This is a genomic window from Mycobacteriales bacterium, assembly GCA_035550055.1.
GTDB lineage: Bacteria > Actinomycetota > Actinomycetes > JAFAQI01 > JAFAQI01 > DASZTV01.
In genome coordinates this window covers 14,686-31,421 of sequence record DASZRO010000047.1, presented here as the reverse complement: position 1 = coordinate 31,421, position 16,736 = coordinate 14,686, and the positions used below count along the sequence as shown (strand labels likewise).

General features: G+C 70.4%; 15 protein-coding genes. 5 read left to right on the top strand and 10 right to left on the bottom strand.

Going from position 1 to position 16,736, the window contains the following annotated elements:
- Positions 1-59 precede the first annotated feature (59 nt).
- The 5 genes from VG899_07470 to VG899_07450 all read right to left on the bottom strand — a co-directional run bounded on the left by VG899_07470 (position 60) and on the right by VG899_07450 (position 6,849).
- Positions 60-1,595, bottom strand: a complete 1,536-nt coding sequence (locus VG899_07470; protein HWA66192.1) for an alkaline phosphatase family protein — start codon at positions 1,593-1,595, stop codon at positions 60-62.
- Between the two features lie 58 nt (positions 1,596-1,653).
- Positions 1,654-3,645, bottom strand: coding sequence for an ATP-binding cassette domain-containing protein (locus VG899_07465; GenBank protein ID HWA66191.1), 1,992 nt, complete (start codon positions 3,643-3,645; stop codon positions 1,654-1,656).
- A gap of 3 nt (positions 3,646-3,648) precedes the next feature.
- Positions 3,649-4,398, bottom strand: a complete 750-nt coding sequence (locus tag VG899_07460; GenBank protein ID HWA66190.1) for a hypothetical protein — start codon at positions 4,396-4,398, stop codon at positions 3,649-3,651.
- A 184-nt stretch (positions 4,399-4,582) separates the two neighbouring features.
- Complete coding sequence (locus VG899_07455; protein ID HWA66189.1) at positions 4,583-6,331, bottom strand: Gmad2 immunoglobulin-like domain-containing protein; 1,749 nt, start codon at positions 6,329-6,331, stop codon at positions 4,583-4,585.
- Positions 6,328-6,849 carry a SigE family RNA polymerase sigma factor gene (locus VG899_07450; protein ID HWA66188.1) on the bottom strand — a complete coding sequence of 174 codons (522 nt, stop codon included), beginning with the start codon at positions 6,847-6,849 and terminating at the stop codon, positions 6,328-6,330. Before VG899_07450 ends, VG899_07455 begins: the two co-directional genes overlap by 4 nt.
- A 134-nt stretch (positions 6,850-6,983) precedes the next feature.
- Between VG899_07450 and VG899_07445 the strand changes: the two genes are divergently transcribed.
- Positions 6,984-7,736, top strand: coding sequence for a hypothetical protein (locus VG899_07445; GenBank protein HWA66187.1), 753 nt, complete (start codon positions 6,984-6,986; stop codon positions 7,734-7,736).
- Here VG899_07445 and VG899_07440 read toward each other — a convergent pair.
- Positions 7,726-8,715, bottom strand: coding sequence for a C40 family peptidase (locus tag VG899_07440; protein HWA66186.1), 990 nt, complete (start codon positions 8,713-8,715; stop codon positions 7,726-7,728). The two genes, VG899_07445 and VG899_07440, sit on opposite strands and share 11 nt — an antisense overlap.
- Positions 8,716-8,774: 59 nt before the next feature.
- Here VG899_07440 and VG899_07435 point away from each other — a divergent pair, with 59 nt between their 5' ends.
- Positions 8,775-10,625, top strand: a complete 1,851-nt coding sequence (locus VG899_07435) for a CocE/NonD family hydrolase (protein ID HWA66185.1) — start codon at positions 8,775-8,777, stop codon at positions 10,623-10,625.
- Positions 10,622-11,926: a CehA/McbA family metallohydrolase gene (locus VG899_07430; protein HWA66184.1), complete on the top strand. Its 1,305-nt coding sequence runs from the start codon at positions 10,622-10,624 to the stop codon at positions 11,924-11,926. Before VG899_07435 ends, VG899_07430 begins: the two co-directional genes overlap by 4 nt.
- 95 nt (positions 11,927-12,021) lie before the next feature.
- Here the strand turns inward: VG899_07430 and VG899_07425 are convergent, their stop codons facing one another.
- Entirely contained in the window at positions 12,022-12,618 is a 597-nt protein-coding gene (locus tag VG899_07425; GenBank protein ID HWA66183.1) for a hypothetical protein, read from the bottom strand.
- A gap of 32 nt (positions 12,619-12,650) precedes the next feature.
- Here VG899_07425 and VG899_07420 point away from each other — a divergent pair, with 32 nt between their 5' ends.
- Entirely contained in the window at positions 12,651-13,703 is a 1,053-nt protein-coding gene (locus VG899_07420) for a nitronate monooxygenase (protein ID HWA66182.1), read from the top strand.
- On the opposite strand, the gene VG899_07415 is transcribed toward VG899_07420, so the two are convergent.
- The gene (locus VG899_07415; GenBank protein ID HWA66181.1) at positions 13,700-13,987 is read right to left on the bottom strand and encodes a hypothetical protein; all 288 of its coding nucleotides are present in this window, start codon (positions 13,985-13,987) and stop codon (positions 13,700-13,702) included. The two genes, VG899_07420 and VG899_07415, sit on opposite strands and share 4 nt — an antisense overlap.
- Positions 13,988-14,154: 167 nt before the next feature.
- Here VG899_07415 and VG899_07410 point away from each other — a divergent pair, with 167 nt between their 5' ends.
- Entirely contained in the window at positions 14,155-14,931 is a 777-nt protein-coding gene (locus VG899_07410) for a hypothetical protein (protein ID HWA66180.1), read from the top strand.
- 2 nt (positions 14,932-14,933) lie between these two features.
- Here VG899_07410 and VG899_07405 read toward each other — a convergent pair whose 3' ends face one another.
- Entirely contained in the window at positions 14,934-15,713 is a 780-nt protein-coding gene (locus tag VG899_07405; GenBank protein ID HWA66179.1) for an ABC transporter permease subunit, read from the bottom strand.
- Positions 15,710-16,609, bottom strand: coding sequence for an ABC transporter ATP-binding protein (locus VG899_07400; protein ID HWA66178.1), 900 nt, complete (start codon positions 16,607-16,609; stop codon positions 15,710-15,712). Before VG899_07400 ends, VG899_07405 begins: the two co-directional genes overlap by 4 nt.
- Positions 16,610-16,736: the final 127 nt, after the last annotated feature.

Below are 16,736 nucleotides of genomic sequence, written 5' to 3'. Positions count from 1 at the left end.
CCCGGTACGGTTCGCCCCATTGAGGGGGCCTTGTCCGGTTCCGTGGGCGTACTTGTGTGCTACTTCGTACGACGGGGCGCGGGTTTGACCGACCACTTCGGCGGGATCCGGCCCGGCCCGTCGGTGCTGCACTTCAACGTCGCCGGGCGGTAGTTGGCCTTGCGCATCGTGGGCAGAGCCGGGAAGGTCGGCCGGCCGGCGCGAAGCGCGGCGAGGTCGAGGCAGTCGGTCAGGTCGTTAGCGTTGGCGTCGCGATAGGTCAGCGCGCCGAGGTTCCACTTGCGCTCGACGAAGGCGAGGATCGAGCCGAAGTCGTACACCGTCGAGGAGACGTGGTTGCGCTTGGCGTACGCCGAGACGACGACGGTCGGCACGCGGAACCCGTAGCGACGGAAGGCGTCGTAGGTGTGCTCCTCGAGCCCGACGAGTGGCGGGATCGGGTCGGGCGCCAGCGCCACCGGCGGCGGCACGTGGTCGTAGTAGCCGCCGTGCTCGTCGTAAGTGACGATCAGGACGGTCTTGTGCCACGCCGGTCCGTGCCCGACCGCCTCGACGACGTCCTGAAGGAGCTTCTCGCCGACGACGATGTTCTGCGGGTTCTCCTGTGACTGCGTGCCGAAGTCCGGGTCGACCAGGCTGAACGCCGGGAGCTTGCCCGCGGCCGCATCGGTGAAGAACGCATCGAGCGGCTGCTTCTTGGCCAGGATCAGCCCGGTGTCGGGCGTCGGGAACAGCTCCGCGGTCGCGCCCAGCGGGAAGCTCGCGCAGTAGTCGGTCCAGCTGATCCCGTGCAACGTCAGCTTGTCGAAGATCGTGCCGTTGGCGGGCAACGGCAACGTGAGGTCGGGCACGATCGTGTTGCCCGACGTTCCGATGTCGTCGGTCATGCCTGCGGCGGTCCCGGCGATCAGGAAGCGCCGGTTGGGGTCGGTCTGGCCGAGCATCGAGCAGAAGAAGCGGTCGCACAGCGGGAAGTGCGTGGCGAGGTCGTAGGTGAACGGCAGGTCACGGTCGTCCCAGTAGCCCATCGCGACCGGTCCGTTGGTCTTGGCGATGACCGGGCTGACCGGCGCGCGGACGAAGCCGTCCATCTTGCCGTCGTTGAACTGGTCGTGGCTGGCCCGCCACTCCTGGCTCGGCTGCTGCGAGAGCTGACACGTGGTGGGCATCCGGAACGCGCGCTGGATCCGGCCGTCGTCGTAGGGGTTCGTCGCCGTCGGCTTGCCGTCGGCGCCGATCGTGAAGCCGTCGCCGCGGGGCGTCTGCCCGGGACGGCGCCCGAGCATCCCGAGCAGGTTGTCGTAGGAGTGGTTCTCCAGCATCAGTACGACGACGTGCTCGATGCCCGGCATCGTGTCGGTCCCGGGCGCCAGGTTCGGGAACGGCCGCGAGCCGGGGTGGCGCAACGTGCGCTTGCCGAGGACCCGAAGCGCGGCACGGACGTCGGGATCGGCCGTGGACAGCGCGTGTTGCGGCAACGGCGCCGCGGCGGCGGACGGCGCGTTGGCGGCGATGGCACCGGCCGCCAGCGCTCCGGCGCCGCTTTTGAGGAACGAGCGTCGGCTCAGCCGCCCGCGCTTGCCGTCGTCGCTCACCGCACGATGATCCCGCGGGCGTCGGTACGCCGCCAGGACCCTGCGGGACGAGCAGCCGTCAGGACAGTGAAGCCCGCAGGTACGCCGCCTCGGTCGCGGCGATGTCGAAGTGGGTGCCGGTCTGCCACATCCACCACAGGTCGCCGAGCACACCGGGCAGCTCGTCGGTGATCGACGGCGCGGTGGTCGAACCGTCCGCCGCGACGGTCGTGACCGGCGGAGCACCGCCGATCGCGCTGTTCGGGATGATCATCCGGGCTCCGGCGATGATCAACGCGACGGCGACCAGCCCGGCCGCACCGACGCGCGAGAGCCGCACCATCTCCGGGTTCATCCGGTGGCCCAAGTCACGCAGCCGCTCGCCGAGCGGCTTGCGGACCGGCCGCGCGACGGGCAGCCGCAGCGAGCGTCGTACCACGACCAGCGTGGCGCCCAGCGACACGACGGTCAGCGCGACCAGCGAGGCGATGGCGACGAGCCACGACTGCGCGTCGCCGGTCACGGTGGCCTCGATCGCCTGGACCGCCCAGTGAGTGCCGGCGAGGTCGCGCAGCTGAGCCAGCCCCGGCCAGCTGACCGAAGGGGTGAGTCCGGAGAGCACGAACTCGACGACGATGAGCATCGGCAGCACCGCGAGCGCCTTGTCGGCGCTGCGCACGATGGCCGACACGAACAGTCCGAGGGCGACGGCGCTGACCCCGGCAAGGGCGAGCGCGATCACGATCTCGGCGATGCCTGACGGCAGCGCCGCGCCGGTGCGCGGAACCTCCTGGCGTTGCACCGCGAAGATCCCCACGATGGTCGCCTCTGCCGCCAGCAGCGGGCCGAGGACGGCGAGCTTCGAGCCGACGTACGCCGCCGGCGACAGGCCCGCCCGGTGCTCGCGAGTCAGGATGTGGCGCTCCTTCACGATCTCGCGGATCGCGTTGGACATGCCGAGCCAGGTCAGGCAGGTGACGAGCAGCACCGCCATGCCCGTCGCCGACACCGGCGCGCCGTAGGACAGCTCGCCGACCGGGCGAGCCAACCCGTCCGGAGTGACGAAGGCCAGCAGCAGGCCGCCGAGCACGATGCCCTGGAACGCCAGCAGCCAGGAGCGACGCCGGTCGGCGAAGGTGAGGTTGAAGTAGCGACGGCTGAGCACCCGCAGCTGCGTCCGTACGCCGGTGCGCTCCGCGACGTCGTGGGCCTGCTCGGTGACCTGCGGCATGGCCGACGGGTGTCCCGCCAGCACCCGCGGGCGCGCCTGGTCCAGCGCGGTGAACAGCTCGGCGGCGTCCGTCGTACCGAACCGCGCGTGCATGCGCGACGGGTCACCGAAGTACGCCAACCGCCCGCCGGAGGCCAGCAGGACGACCCGGTCGCAGGCGGCGACCGCCGACTGGCTGTGCGTGACGACGACGATGGCGTGACCGAGGTCGGCAAGCCGGCGCAGCGTCGTCAGCACGCTGCCCTCGTAGCCCGGGTCGAGGCTCGAGGTGGGCTCGTCGAGGACGAGTACGGCGGGCCGGCTCAGCAGCTCGACCGCAATCGCGGTGCGCTTGCGCTGCCCCGCGGACAGCGTGGCGACGACGAGCGCGGACTGACCGGTCAGCCGGGTCTCCTCGAGGACCGCGTCGACGCGCTCCTGCCGCTGCTCGGCGGTCGCGCCGGGCATGCGCAGCGCGGCGGCGTAGTCGAGCGTGCGGCGTACCGACAGCTCGGCGTGCAGCGCGTCGTCCTGCGGGACGTAGCCGATGCCGCGACGGCTCGGGTCGAGGCTCGTGACGTCGCTGCCGCCGACGGTCACGGCTCCAGCCGCGACGGGGATCGCGCCCACGATCGCCCGAGCGAGGGTGGTCTTGCCGGCGCCGGTCGGGCCGGCCACGGCCAGCATCGAACCGCCGGGGACGACAAAGCCGACGCCCTCGAGCAGCCGCGCGCCGCCCGGCGCGTCGACGATCAGCCCGTCGACGGCGAGCGAGCTGCTACGCGCTGTCGGCGGTGAGTCGACGCGCTGGTCAGGGATCGGGGGCATGGCGTGCACAGTGTTCTCCGGCGAAGTGGTCATCGGCTAGTTCGTGCGTGAGGTGTAGCCGGGGCAGAAGAGCTTGACGGCGGTCCGCACCACGTAGTCGGCCGCTCCGGCCGTCACCGTCGTGAACGGCAGCTGCTTCACCTTGGCGCTGATCTGCGACTTGATGCTCGCGTAGCTCTCGTTCTTGTCGAACGCCGAGCACACCTGGTCGCCGAACTGGTCCACCTCGGAGGTGGTGATGGAGAAGACGGTGTGGACGTACTTCTTCAGTCCGGTGATCGCGCTGGCGAGCTGACCGGCGGACGGCTTCGTCCGAGCTGCCTTCTTCGGTGCGGTCGGCTTGGCCGGCGCGGTCTTCTTGTGGTGCTTCTTGGGTGCCTTCTTGTGGTGCTTTTTCGCCGGCTGCTTCGTGGTCGGCTTGGTGGTCGCTGGCTTTGCGGTGCCGGCGGACACGAGATGCGCGGCCGCGTCCTCGACGGTCACCACGTGAGAGGTAGCCGACTGCACGGCCGGATCGAGGGAGGTGTGCGAGGCTGCCGCCGGGTGGGCGAGGTGGGCGTTGCTGTGGACGGTGTGGCGCGCGTGCGAACGCGGGTGGGACGTCACGTGCTGCGGAGCGTGGAGTGCCTCGGCGCCGAAACGGACGACGCTGGACACCGCGGCGGCGCGGGCCTGGCCGTCGTTATCGGTCTGGCGCGGGACCGCCCCCAGCGTCACGGCCAGCGCCAGCCCGAGGGTGACGCAGGTGCCGGTTGCGATTGCGGTACGGGTGTGCTGGCCGACCACTGTCGTCTCCCTGTGCTGTCGTTCGGCCCGTGCTCAGGGCCCTACACAGGATTCGACAAATCGGATGCCGGGGAACATGGCGAGCTCGGATGATTTCGGACTAGTCACCTCGACCTATCCGACACCACCCGGTACGTCCGCAGACGCCCGCTTTCTCGTACTTGGCGGGGATTGCGGGCGTTCGTCACCAGGCGATCGAGCTCACCCCGGTCGCGTCCGAGAGCTCGCTCGGGTCGCCGTAGCCGGCCCACTCCCAGACCGAGTGCGTGGCGCCTTCGAGGAGCACCCGGCCTCGGTCGTCGACGGCGAGCGCCGTGGGGGTGTCGTTGCGGGGCACGCTGAACTCGACGCTCGGCTGGCCGGCTGCGCAGCTGACGACCTGCATCGAGGTGCCGGTCTGGGTGGCGAACCACAGCGTCCCGTCCGGGGCGGTCGTCGCGACGGCGTTCTGCATGCCACCGTCGGCCTGGTAGCCGGGGCAGGCGTTGGCCGACGGGGTGGACGCGTCGGGGCCCTGGGTCGACGCCGTCGAGTCGTAGCGGGCGAGGTAGCCCTGCATCCCGGTCCGCACGAACGCGTCGACGTGTACGCCGTCGGACTCCCACACCGGGTCGCCCAGGATCGCGGGCGGCTCGCCCGGGAACTGGATCGTGTGCGCGGTGCCCTGCGTCAGGTCGGAGAACACGAGCGCGGCCTGCCCGGCGTTGTCGCCGCAACCGGACTCGAAGTACGTCAGCTTCGACCCGTCCGGGGTCAGGTCGAACCCGACGATGCCGTAGCCGCGGCCCGCGGTTGCGACGCTCCGGGTCGCCCCGTCCGTCCCGACGGACATCAGTGTCGACAGGCACCCGTCGGCGCCCTTCACGGTGACGTAGACCGTGCCGGCGATGTCGCGGACCTCACCGATGCTGCCGGTCAGGCCGGACATCGAAACCGGGCCTTCGCTGGCTCCGGTGGTCGGGTCGAGAGTGACCAGCGTGCCACCTTGTACGGCGTAGACGACGCCCGCACCGGTCGTGCTGGCGGGGCGTGCGCTCTTGCCGAAGGTGACCTTCTCGGCGGCGAGGGTGGCCACCCGACCGTCGGCCGCCGAGGCAACGGTGGCAACCACGACGCCGGCGTCGGAGGTCGTTGTGAACGGCACCGTCGCCGACCACTGCGCGGAGCCGTTGCCGAACGGACCGGTGGTGGCCTGGCCGAACAACGCCGGCGTCTCGGCGTCGCGAACCTCGACCGTGGCCTGCTCGTCGACGCCGTACGCCGGACCGTCGACGGTCAACGGTGAGCTGACCGCGCTGTCTGCGGCGGGGTCGCTGAACTGGAGCTTGCCGTAGGGGTCGGTCGCGCCAGTGACGATCCACGCCTTCCCGTAGCGCTGGAGCGCGACGACCGTCACCGGCTGCGGACTGCCGTCCACGTCCCGACCCATCGTGACCGAGTCGGTCGCCCCGTCAGGCTGGTTGTTCGCGTCGAGGGAACGCAGCCCCGACTGCTTCAGGTAGTTGTCGACCCAGGACTCCACGACCGCCTCCGGCGAGGTGATCCACGGCATCGATCCGCCCGAGTCGTACTGCTGCTCCCAGGACTGCTCCTCGGCGGCGTTGGTGAAGGGGAAGATGCCCTGTGCCGGGAACCCGGACTCGGTCACCGGGACCGCGGTCGGCGAGGGCGAACCGTCGCCGTACTTCACCGTCTGGTTGCCGCTGCCGTTCGTGGCGATCGCATAACCGCCGACGGCGCCGCCGAGCACGACGACCGCCGCGGCGCCCGCGAGCGCAGGACGCATCCAGCGCAGCCGTGACTGGCGCGCGGCCACCCGCTGCTGGATGCGCGACAGCCCGTCGCCGGTGGGCTGGACCTGCTGCGCTTCGAGGGCGAGGACGCGTCGCAGCGCGTCTTCGGAGCGGGTGTCGTCGGTTCGGTCGTCGGTCATGACAGCGACTCCAAGGACTCGCGCAGCGCGGCGAGACCGCGCGACGCGTGGCTTTTGACGGCGCCGTTGCTGATCTGCAGGGCGTCGGCGATCTGGGATTCGGAAAGGTCGGAGTAGTAGCGGAGCACCAGCACCTCGCGCTGACGGCGCGGCAGCGCGCGAAGCGCCGCCATGACACCGGAGCGCTCCACCTCGTGGATCGCGCTGTACTCCGCGCTCGGCGCATCGGGCATCGGAGCGGGAGCCTTCCGGTCCACCACCTTCAGGTGGCGCAGCCGCGACCGGGATCGGTTGACCACCGCCTGACGCAGGTAGGCCAGGGCTGCTTCCGGGTCGCGCAGGCCACGCCACGACCGGTACATCGCGACGAACGCGTCCTGCACGACGTCCTCGGCGGCGGCGGTGTCGTGCAACAGCAGCGCGGACAGCCGCACCAAGGAGTAGTAGTGAGCGGTGTAGAGCGCCACGAGCGCTTCGTCCGCGTCGCGCTGCGTGGCAGCGCGGTCCGGGGCGGTCACCAGGTGTCCCCTCGGGTCGGTTGCGACTGCGTCGATCACCAACGTACGACGCACGACCGCCCGCGCCGGTTTACCGTCCGTGCCTGGTCACCGGGGCGACCGGAGGCACGGAGAACCGGGGCTACCGTCGGAGCATGACCCCGACCCGACTGGCGTTGACCGCGCTCAGCCTGGTGCTGGTCGCGGTCGGCGCCTATTCGGTCGCCGCGTTGACGCCTGCCGCGGCAACCCCTCCGACCGCCGTCCGGACCGTCGGCCCGCTCGACGCCACCGGCGCGTTGCAGTCGTCGTACCGAATCACCCGGCGAATCGGCGACGGCACCTGTCAGCTCGGCTCGTTCCAGGTCGGCTCGGCGTACCGCTGTGCGAGCCCGCAGGCCCGGCAAGTGCTGCTCGACCCGTGCTGGCCGTTGGCAGCCGACTCGGCGACCATGATCTGTCAGGACAAGCCGTGGCAGGCGCGCGTCGTCGAGGTGCACCTCGTCGGCACCGCGACCGGCGGGCCCACCTCGCGTCCGGCGTCGGCTCCGTGGGGGCTGGCGCTCGGCCGGACGGTTCGCTGTCTGCGCGACGTCGGCGCCGTGCTCCGCGTGGCCGGCAACCTGCTCGCCTACCACTGCTCTCACCACCGCGACGTGATCGGGCCGCTCCAGACGACGGGTACGACGTGGCGGGCACACGTCTACCGGACCGGCGCGCACACCGCGACCGGCGAGAAGTCGATCGGCTGGCAGCCGGTCACGATCGTGTGGCGAGGGGCGCCGATTTCCGGGACCGGCCAACAGCAGTCACCGCCGCCGGCCGCCACCCCGACCGTCACGTCGTCATCGACGACCAGCGCGCCGCCCGCACCGACGGAAACGGCGACGGCGACGGCTACGGCCTGACGATCCCGGCGACCTTGCCGTGGACCGGCACCACGTTGACGTACTGGCCGGTGTAGGGAGCGTTGAGCATCCAGCCGGACCCGAGGTAGATGCCGACGTGGCTGAGGTCGCGGTAGAAGAGCACCAGGTCGCCGGGCAGCGCGTCCCGCGCAGGGATCAGCCGACCTTCTTCCCACTGGTAGCCGGTGTAGTGGAGCAGCCGGAGACCGGCCTTGCCGAAGGCCCACCGGACCAGTCCCGAACAGTCGAACGTGTCAGGCCCGGCGGCCGCCCAGACGTAGGGGTCGCCAAGCCGCGTCATCGCCGCTCGGATGGCCACCATCGCGACGGTCGCGTGAGCCGGTAGCGCGGGCAGCACCGGATCGACGTAGACGCCGTCAGCGTGCTGCGGCTGGGCGGGGAACACCGCGTCGTGCGATCGGTCGAGACCGAGTCCGCGTGAGACCCCGACCGCAACGGCGTGACCGAACAGCCGCAGTGCGTGGGTCAGCGGATGGTTGGGGTGACGAGCCCGGATGTGGATCTGGTGCACCAGGTTGAACGGCGTCGCGCCCACCAGCGATCGGGTGTCACGTGGCTGCAGCGACGGGTCGTCGGTGCGTGCCTGCTGCAACGTGGCGTAGACGGCAGACACGATCGCCGCGGCCGGCTCGGTGGCGAGGTTCGCCGGCGCCGCCGCGAGCACGCCGCTGGCAACCGCCTGGTCGACGAGAGCGACCGCGGCGAGGTGAAGATCCGCGTCGTCGATCGAGGCGTTGCGCTGGTCGCGGAACGCCGCCGTCGCCGGCAGGCTCGCAAGCTTCGGCAAGCTGCTCGACGGCGCCGCGACCACCGCCGTTCCGATGCCGGCCACGATCGCCAGCGATAGTCCGATGACCGGCCAGTCCAGCCGTCTCGATCTGATCAGCGCGAACCGGCGACGCCGCACGGCGGCGGGTAGGACGGTGGCCGAGGAAGACGGGCCGCTGGGAACCGGCACCGACTCACGGTATGCGCTCTTTCGGGAGGGGCGAGCAAAACGTTGGCGAATCCACCGGAATGCGCACCACTCGCACCCTCGTGTTGACCGCGGCGGCGGCCGCGTCCGTCATCGCCTCCCCCGCGCTGGCGACGGCGCGCGCTCACGCCGGCGGCGGTTCGGCCGAGATCAAGATGTGCAACGTCGGCGTCACCATGAGCGACGGCGCGGTGATGCGGGCGAACGTGGTGCGGCCGGGCCCCGGCAAGCACGCCACGATCATGATCGTCGACGGCTACAACAAGGACCTCGGCGACCCTGAAGGCCACTGCAACAGCTACGACGGCGCGCTGACTGCCGCCGGCTTCAACGTCGTCACCTGGGACGACCGCGGGACCGGTTCGTCCGACGGCACCTGGGGTGTGTGGAACCACCGCACCCAGCAGGACTACGCCGAAGAGCTGAAGTGGATCGAGAAGCAGCCGTGGCAGAACGGCAAGATCGGCACCACCGGTACGTCGTACCTGGCGATCACGTCGCTGCTGGTCGCGGAGACCGGTGACCCGCACGTGAAGGCGGTGTTCGCCAACTATCCGATGGCTGACGCGTACCGCGACGTGACGTACTTCGGCGGCGAGCTCGACACGACGTTCATGCCGTTCTGGTTCGGCTTCACCCAGGCGACCAGCACGATGGTCCCGACCCAGGTGCTGCAAGGCGACCTCGGCACCGCTCCGGCGATCGACCTCGGCAACCGCCTGCTCAACGAGGCCGGCGGTGTCGGCGCGAAGGCGATGGTCAGTGCGGCGCTGCTCGACGAGGCGAACAACGGCCTGAACTCGCCGTACGACGACGCCGAGTTCAAGTACTCCTCGCCCGCGACCCGCGCATCGAAGATCCACGCCGCCGTGTTCTGGGTCGGCGGTTGGTACGACATCTTCCAGCGAGGCGAGCCGTACCTGTGGCGAGCGCTGACCGGGACACCCAAGGGCGGCAAGGTGTGGGTGCAGGGCGCGACGTATCACGGTGGCGCGATCCCGCAGTGGTCCTCGCTCGGCTACGGACCCAGTGAAGAGGCGACCGAGGTTGCCTGGTTCGAGCACTACCTCGACGGCAGGCACAACGAGTTCGGCGCCGACAGCGCCCGTCATCACGTCGCGCCGATCAACTTGTGGGAGGTGGGCGCCAACCACTGGGGTCGCTACCGGTCCTGGCCGCTGCCGGGGACCAGGTGGACCTCGACGTACCTGTCGTCGGCCAAGTCGGCGAGCAGTGCGAACTCACTCAACGACGGAAGCCTCGTCTTCTCAGCCGACCAGGCGGTCGGCTCGTCACAGATGCCCTTCGAGCCGGTCGGCGGGCTGTGCGACCGAAGTGACGCGCAGTGGTCGGCCGGCATCGTCAGCGGGCTGCCGTGTACGACGAACGAGACGCTGGCCGAGACCGGGACGCTCACCTTCACGACCGCCCCGCTCGCGCACCCGGTGCACATCGCCGGACCGATCACCCTGAACCTCTGGGCGACCCTGTCCCGTCCCGACGCCTCGCTCTACGCCACGATCACCGACGTCTCCTCGACCGGCTCGGAGCAGATCACCTCCGGCGGTCTCGACGCGCAGTTTCGCAAGCTCGACCAGGACAAGACGTGGCGGAACTCCGCTGGTCAGGTGATCTTGCCCTACCACCCGTTCACGAAGGCCTCGCTGGAGCCGGTGCCTGCCGGCAAGCCGCAGCTGTACCGCATCGAGATCTACCCGACCGACACGACGATCGCCGCCGGCCACCGGCTGCGGCTGGTCGTCGGCACCGCGAACACCCCCGGGTTCACCGTCCCGGTCGACCGGTTGACCCAGATGCTCGGTGGGACGGTCACCGTGCTGTCCTCGGGCGAGCACCGCTCGACGCTGCTGCTCCCGTTGCGTGGCGCGTGAGGCGGCGCCTGCTCCTGGTCGCCGCCGCCCTCGCAGCGGCGGTGGTCACCGCGGTACCCGCCGGTGCGCACGCGACGCCACGTGCCGGCGTGCCGAGCGCCGCTTCGGCGGCCGGCGGCCACGGGTTCTGGATCCCGGGCGACCTGCACGTCCACACCATCTATGGCCACGACACGTGCATCACGCCGTTCACGGCCTGGGACTACACCAAGCCCAACCGCGCGGCGCGACGGCCGTGCCCGGCGGCGTACACGTGGGGATTCCCGCCGGTGGACCGGCTCAACGAAGCCCTGCAGCGGGGCCTGGGCTACGTCGCAATCACCGACCACAACAACGTGATCAACCAGAGCGACCCCGCGGTGATCGCGTGGGAGAAGGCGCACCCGGACTTCGTGTCGATCCCGGGCTACGAGAACTCCCAGGCGGGCCACGTCCAGATGCTCGGTGCGACGTCCTGCTACGGCAACCACGGGCCGACGAAACAGATCGTCGAGTGCGATGCGACGCCCAAGGACAAGAGCGTTCGCGGCATGCAGGAGATGGCCGACGCGCTGCGCGCGCACGGCGGCGTCTTCCAGATCAACCATCCCAGCGACATGGACTGGCTCGGCACCTACGGCCACAAGATCGTCCCCGACACCGTCGAGGTCTGGAACATCGGGCTGTGGGCCTACCAGAACCCGTTGCCCAGCGCCAACGACAACAATTTCTCGCTGCGGTGGTACGACGTGTTCCTGCGCCGCGGCGACGAGGTCGGTGTCACCGGCGGCAGCGACTCGCACTGGCGGCTGACCGACTCCTTCCAGGGCGTTGGCGATCCCACGACGTGGGTGTACGTCACCCAGCGGTCGATCCAGGGAGTGCTCGACGGGATCAAGGCGCATCACACGTTCGTCTCCGACTTCCCGCCGGTCGAGGACGGCGCGCAGCTCTATCTCGAGGCCGACGCAAACCACGACGGCAGCTACGAGGCGATCGCCGGGTCGCAGGTCGCACCCGGCGCGGACTTCCGGGTGCGTACCGAGAACGCACTGCCCGGTTCGGTCGTGCAGATCGTGACCGACCAGGGCAAGGTGCGCGTGCGGCTGCCACTCGGCGGAACGCTCGACTTCCGGCCGGGGGCTGACGGAATCCCCAAGGCGTCGCTGTTCGTCCGTGCCGAGCTCCTCGAGCCCGACGCGCGCCAGCTACGCACCGACGTCTGTGACCCGATCGTCGGGAAGGAGACGACGATCTGCCGGGACGATCTGCTGATGGAGTCGCTGACCAGCCCGATCTTCATCCGGCCAGACGCCGGCTGAGGCAGCTAGGGCAGCTTCACCGCGACGTAGCTGCCATTGGTCCACGGCGGGTCGGGCAGATGCTCGTCGAGCGAGCCGTTGAGGCGGCACTCGTCCTACTGGTAGCCGGCGGGCATGTCCGGATACACGGTCAGCCAGTACGCCCGTGCCAGCTCCAGACCCTCCTGAGGGGTCGCCCCGAGCAACTGTGCCGTCTCGGCGTCGCGCTGCATCGCCTCACACTCTGCGAGCGCCTCGACCGGCTGCCCCCGCATGTGCATCGACTCGTGCGTCAGCACGTGCACCGCGACGATCTCGTCGTGACTGGGCCGAGCCTGGTCGCCGTCGTAGTAGTGCTTGAGCGCCTCACACGGCTCGCGCATGATCGTCGTGTGCCGCTCGGGCACGCCGTCCGGGCCGAACTTCACGTAGCCGAGGTCCCCGGTGGTGTCGGTGAACGTCTCGCCGAACGTCTGGCAGTGCACCGTGGCGGGCGCGCCGACGAGGATGCTCGCCACCTTGTCGAGCTTCGACTCTTCCCGATGCCGCAAGAAGGTCGGGGTGGCGAGCACGACCGCCACGAGCGCGAGCAACGCAACGCTGATCGTCGGGAAGCTTCGCGGGCGGCCGAGCGCGTCGTGGCGATGGAGCACCCAGCGGATCGCGACCGCACCCGCGCCGCACAACACCACCGCCGCGACGATCAAGAGCACCCGCAAACGATGACATGTCTACGGTGGCAGGCGTGAGTGCTTCCGGGGTCTCCGCTGCGCTGACGGCCCTCGGCGTCACCAACCCGGTCATCGCCGCGCCGATGGCCGGCGGACCGACGGTCCCGGCGCTGGTGACGGGCGCGTGGTCGGCCGGCAGCCTCGGCTTCCTCGCGGGCGGGTACAAGTCGGCCGACGCGTTGGCGACCCAACTCGCGGAAGTGCGCACCACGACCGAGATCGTGGGAGTCAACCTCTTCGCGCCCAACCCGCTGCCGGTCGACCGGGCCGAGTACCGGCGCTACGCCCACCAGCTCCAGGAGGTCGCCGACCGGTACGGCGTGGACCTCACGCACGCCGAGCCCGTCGAGGACGACGACGCCTGGTCGGACAAGATCGACCTGCTGGTGTCTTCTCCCGTGCCGGTCGTGAGCTTCACGTTCGGCGTGCCTGAGGAGTCGGTCATCCGGGCGCTGTCGAAGTCCGGCAGCTATCTCGTGCAGACGATCACGTCACCGGACGAGGTAGCCGCCGCCGAGGCGGCGGGCGTCGACGCCCTCGCCGTACAGTCCGCGGCCGCCGGCGGCCACCGCGGTGTCCTCGACCCGCGGCGACCCAGCGACGACCGGCCGCTGCCCGAGCTGGTGGCGGCGGTGAAGCGGGTCAGCCGGCTGCCGGTCTACGCCGCAGGCGGGGTCAGCGGCCCCGCCGACGTGGCGGCTGCACTCGTCGCCGGCGCCGAAGCGGTCATGGTCGGGACGTTGCTCGTCCGCGCAATCGAGAGCGGCGCGTCCGCAGTCCATCGTGCGGCGTTGGCCGATGCGGCGCGGGGTGAGCCGGTGGTGACCCGGGCGTTCACCGGCCGACCGGCGCGCGGCCTGCCCAACGAGTTCATCGCGCGCTTCGACTCCTCGGCCCCGTTCGGGTACCCGGCGATCCACCACCTCACCAGCGGCCTGCGCAAGGCGGCGGCCGCCGCAGGTGACCCAGAACTCGTGAATCTGTGGGCGGGTCTCGGTCGGCTCGCCGCGACCGAGGAGCCGGTCGACGTGATCTTGCGCCGGCTCGCGGGCGGATCGCTCGGTTAGACCAGTTCCGCTTCGCGTGCGTCGAGAGCCGCCGACGTGCGGTGCGTCTGGGGATCGGTTCGCGCCGAGTCCGCGACCATGCCGGTGTTGACCAGCAGGGTGTGGCGCGCCATCAGCTCCGCGGTCTCCAACGCGTCGGCGGCGTCGAGGGCCATGCGGTCAGTGAGGGAACGCGCGTCGAGCAGGCACCGAAGCACCCGCTCGGTCGGCTCCGTCGGGAAGTCGTTGAGCAGATGGTCGGCCAAGGTCGACCAGTCGGGGTGCTGCGGGCAGCACCGGTCCATCGGGACACATCTGGCGGAAGACGGCTGTGCGACCGGCATGCGAAACTCACTCCTGTCAGGAAAGCCAGCGACCGGCCCACTGCTCGAGTCGTGCGGCGAGGTTGTTGTGCCCGGCATGCAGTTCGGTAAACGATCTACCGAACGCGACACCCCACGAGGAGCCTGCGATGCGACGGATGGCCTGCCTGGTCGGATTGGCGCTGGCCGCCACAACGGTGGTCGGCACCGCCCCCGTCGCGGCGGCCTCTCATCCAGGTCTCCACTTGAAGGTTCCGGCACACGCGCACGCCGGCAAGGCCGCGACGGTGACCTACACCTCGTCCAACACCGGGTCCGATCGACTCGTGATCCAGCGACTCGCCGGCAGCACCTGGAAGACGATGCGACGGCTGCACGCCTCGCACGGTTCGGCCACGTTGCCGGCGCTCCCGATCGGCGTGTACGACGTCCGGCTCGCGGCGTACACCGGGAGCGGTCGGCTGGTCAGCGCGGTCGGGCGCAAGCTGCGGGTGTTCGAGCGCGTGAGCTTCGCGACGCTGTTCAACCTGCCGGTGCACGCCTACAGCACTCCGGAGGCGAACTTCCACTACACGATGCAGTTCTACAACGGCCGCGGCACCTACACCGCACTCGTGGTGAAGGACGCTCCCTGCGACTCGGTGCACGTGCAGTTCATCCCCGGCAGCGACAACGGTGAGGAGACGGTCGTCGGTGTCAGCTCGGGCACGCTCTACCTCGGTCGCCACGACCGGTCGAAGCTGCACGCCACCGTCGCGCCGCAGCACATCGGCCGGGTCGGCGGCCCCCTCGACGTCGACGGGGCGTGGTCGCTGCTCGTCGCGCAAGCCGCCAGCGGCGGCCAGCTGCTGACCTGGTACGTCAACGGGTTCGCCGACTGCGACGCAAACCACATCACCACCTGGGCGACGCCGGGCTCGGACTGACCTCACACGTCGCGGCGTACGAACGACCACGTGCCGACTCCCATCGCGACGGCCGCGTAGAGCACGAGGAGCGACATCCCGGTCCACGGCCCGAAGTAGTGCGGCTCGGCGAGCACCGCGCCGGTCGAGCTCGCCGCGATCTGCTCGGGCAGGAACTTCTCGACCGCGTTCTGGGCGCCGCTGGGCAGTGCCGCGAACACGCCGGGCAGGACGAGCAGCACCGCCACCATCGCAGCGATCGCTCCCGCAGTGTGACGCAACGCCAATCCGACGCCGAGCGCCATCAGGCAGACGAGCGCCAGGTACCCGCCCGTCATCGCAACCGCTCGAAACACGCCTGGGTCGCCGATGTGGCTGATCGGGGCGCGGCCCGAGTGCAGTGACTGACCGACGAAGTACGACGTGAACGAGATCACCTCGCCCACCACCAGCGCGACGCCGCCGTACACCAACGCCTTCGCCGCCAGCAACGGGGTGCGCCGCGGTGCCGCCGCGACGCTGCTGCGGATGGTGCCGCTGGCGTACTCCGCGGTGATCGCCAGCACCCCGAAAACCGCAACCGCGAGCTGACCGAACGCGGCCCCGGCGAGGCTGTTGTTCGTCGGGTCCCACGTCCGCTTGTCGTGCGCCGAGAACGTATGGAAACTGGACGCCGCCTCGTAGCTGATCAGCGCACCGAGGCCGATCGTCGTCAGCACCAGGACGGCGATCGTCCACTTGCTGGAACGCAGCGACCGCAGCTTGATCCACTCCGCGTGCACCAACTGGCGCAGTTCAGTCATGACGTGCTCCCAAACGACTCGGTGAGCTCGAGGAACGCCTCTTCGAGCGAGGTCTGACGAGGGGTGAGCTGGTGGACGGCGAGCCGGGCAGCGAGGGCCAGGTCGCCGATCTGTGCCGACTCCATGCCGCTGACGACGAGTGAGTCGACGTCGCAGACCTCGACCGTGGCACCGGCCTCGATCAGGACAGCGGCAAGCTGATCGCGCTGCGGCGCGACGACGAGCACGTTGGCGGTCTCGTCGGCCGTGAGCTGCCCGGTCGGGCAGTCGGCGACCAGCCGGCCGCGCTGGATCACCACGAGATGGTCGGCGGTCACCGAGACCTCCGCGAGCAGATGGCTCGACAGCAGAACCGTCCGGCCTTCCTGGGCAAGCGAGCGCAACAGCTCGCGGATCCAGCGAACGCCGTCGACGTCGAGCCCGTTGACCGGCTCGTCGAGGATGACGACGCCCGGGTCACCGAGCAGTGCGACCGCGACGCCGAGTCGCTGACCCATCCCGAGGGAGAAGCCGCCGACCCGGCGATCCGCCGCGTTCGCGATTCCGACGAGCTCGAGCAGCTCGTCGACGCGGGCGAAGCCGATGCCTTGGCTTGCCGCGAGGTAGCGCAGGTGCTCGCGCGCGGTGCGGCCCGGGTGCAGCGCCTTCGCTTCCAGCAAGGCCCCGACCGTGCGGAGGGGGTTCGGGAGATCCCGGTAGGCCTTGCCGCCGATCCGCGCCCAGCCCTCGTCCGGCCGGTCCAGGCCCACGATCATCCGCATCGTCGTCGACTTCCCGGCACCGTTCGGGCCGAGGAACCCGGTGACCTTGCCCGGTTCGACGGTGAAGCTCAGGCCGTCGACGGCGAGCGAGGTCCCGTATCGCTTGGTGAGCTGATGTACCTCGATTGCGTCCATGCCGTCAGCCTCCGGATTCGCGACGTCGGTCAACAGCCGGAACGCCCCCGAATCGGGGTAGGGCTGACCCCACCCGCAGATGGGGGCGCACCGGCTGGGTAACGGGCGGCCGGTGCGGCACGCTGGT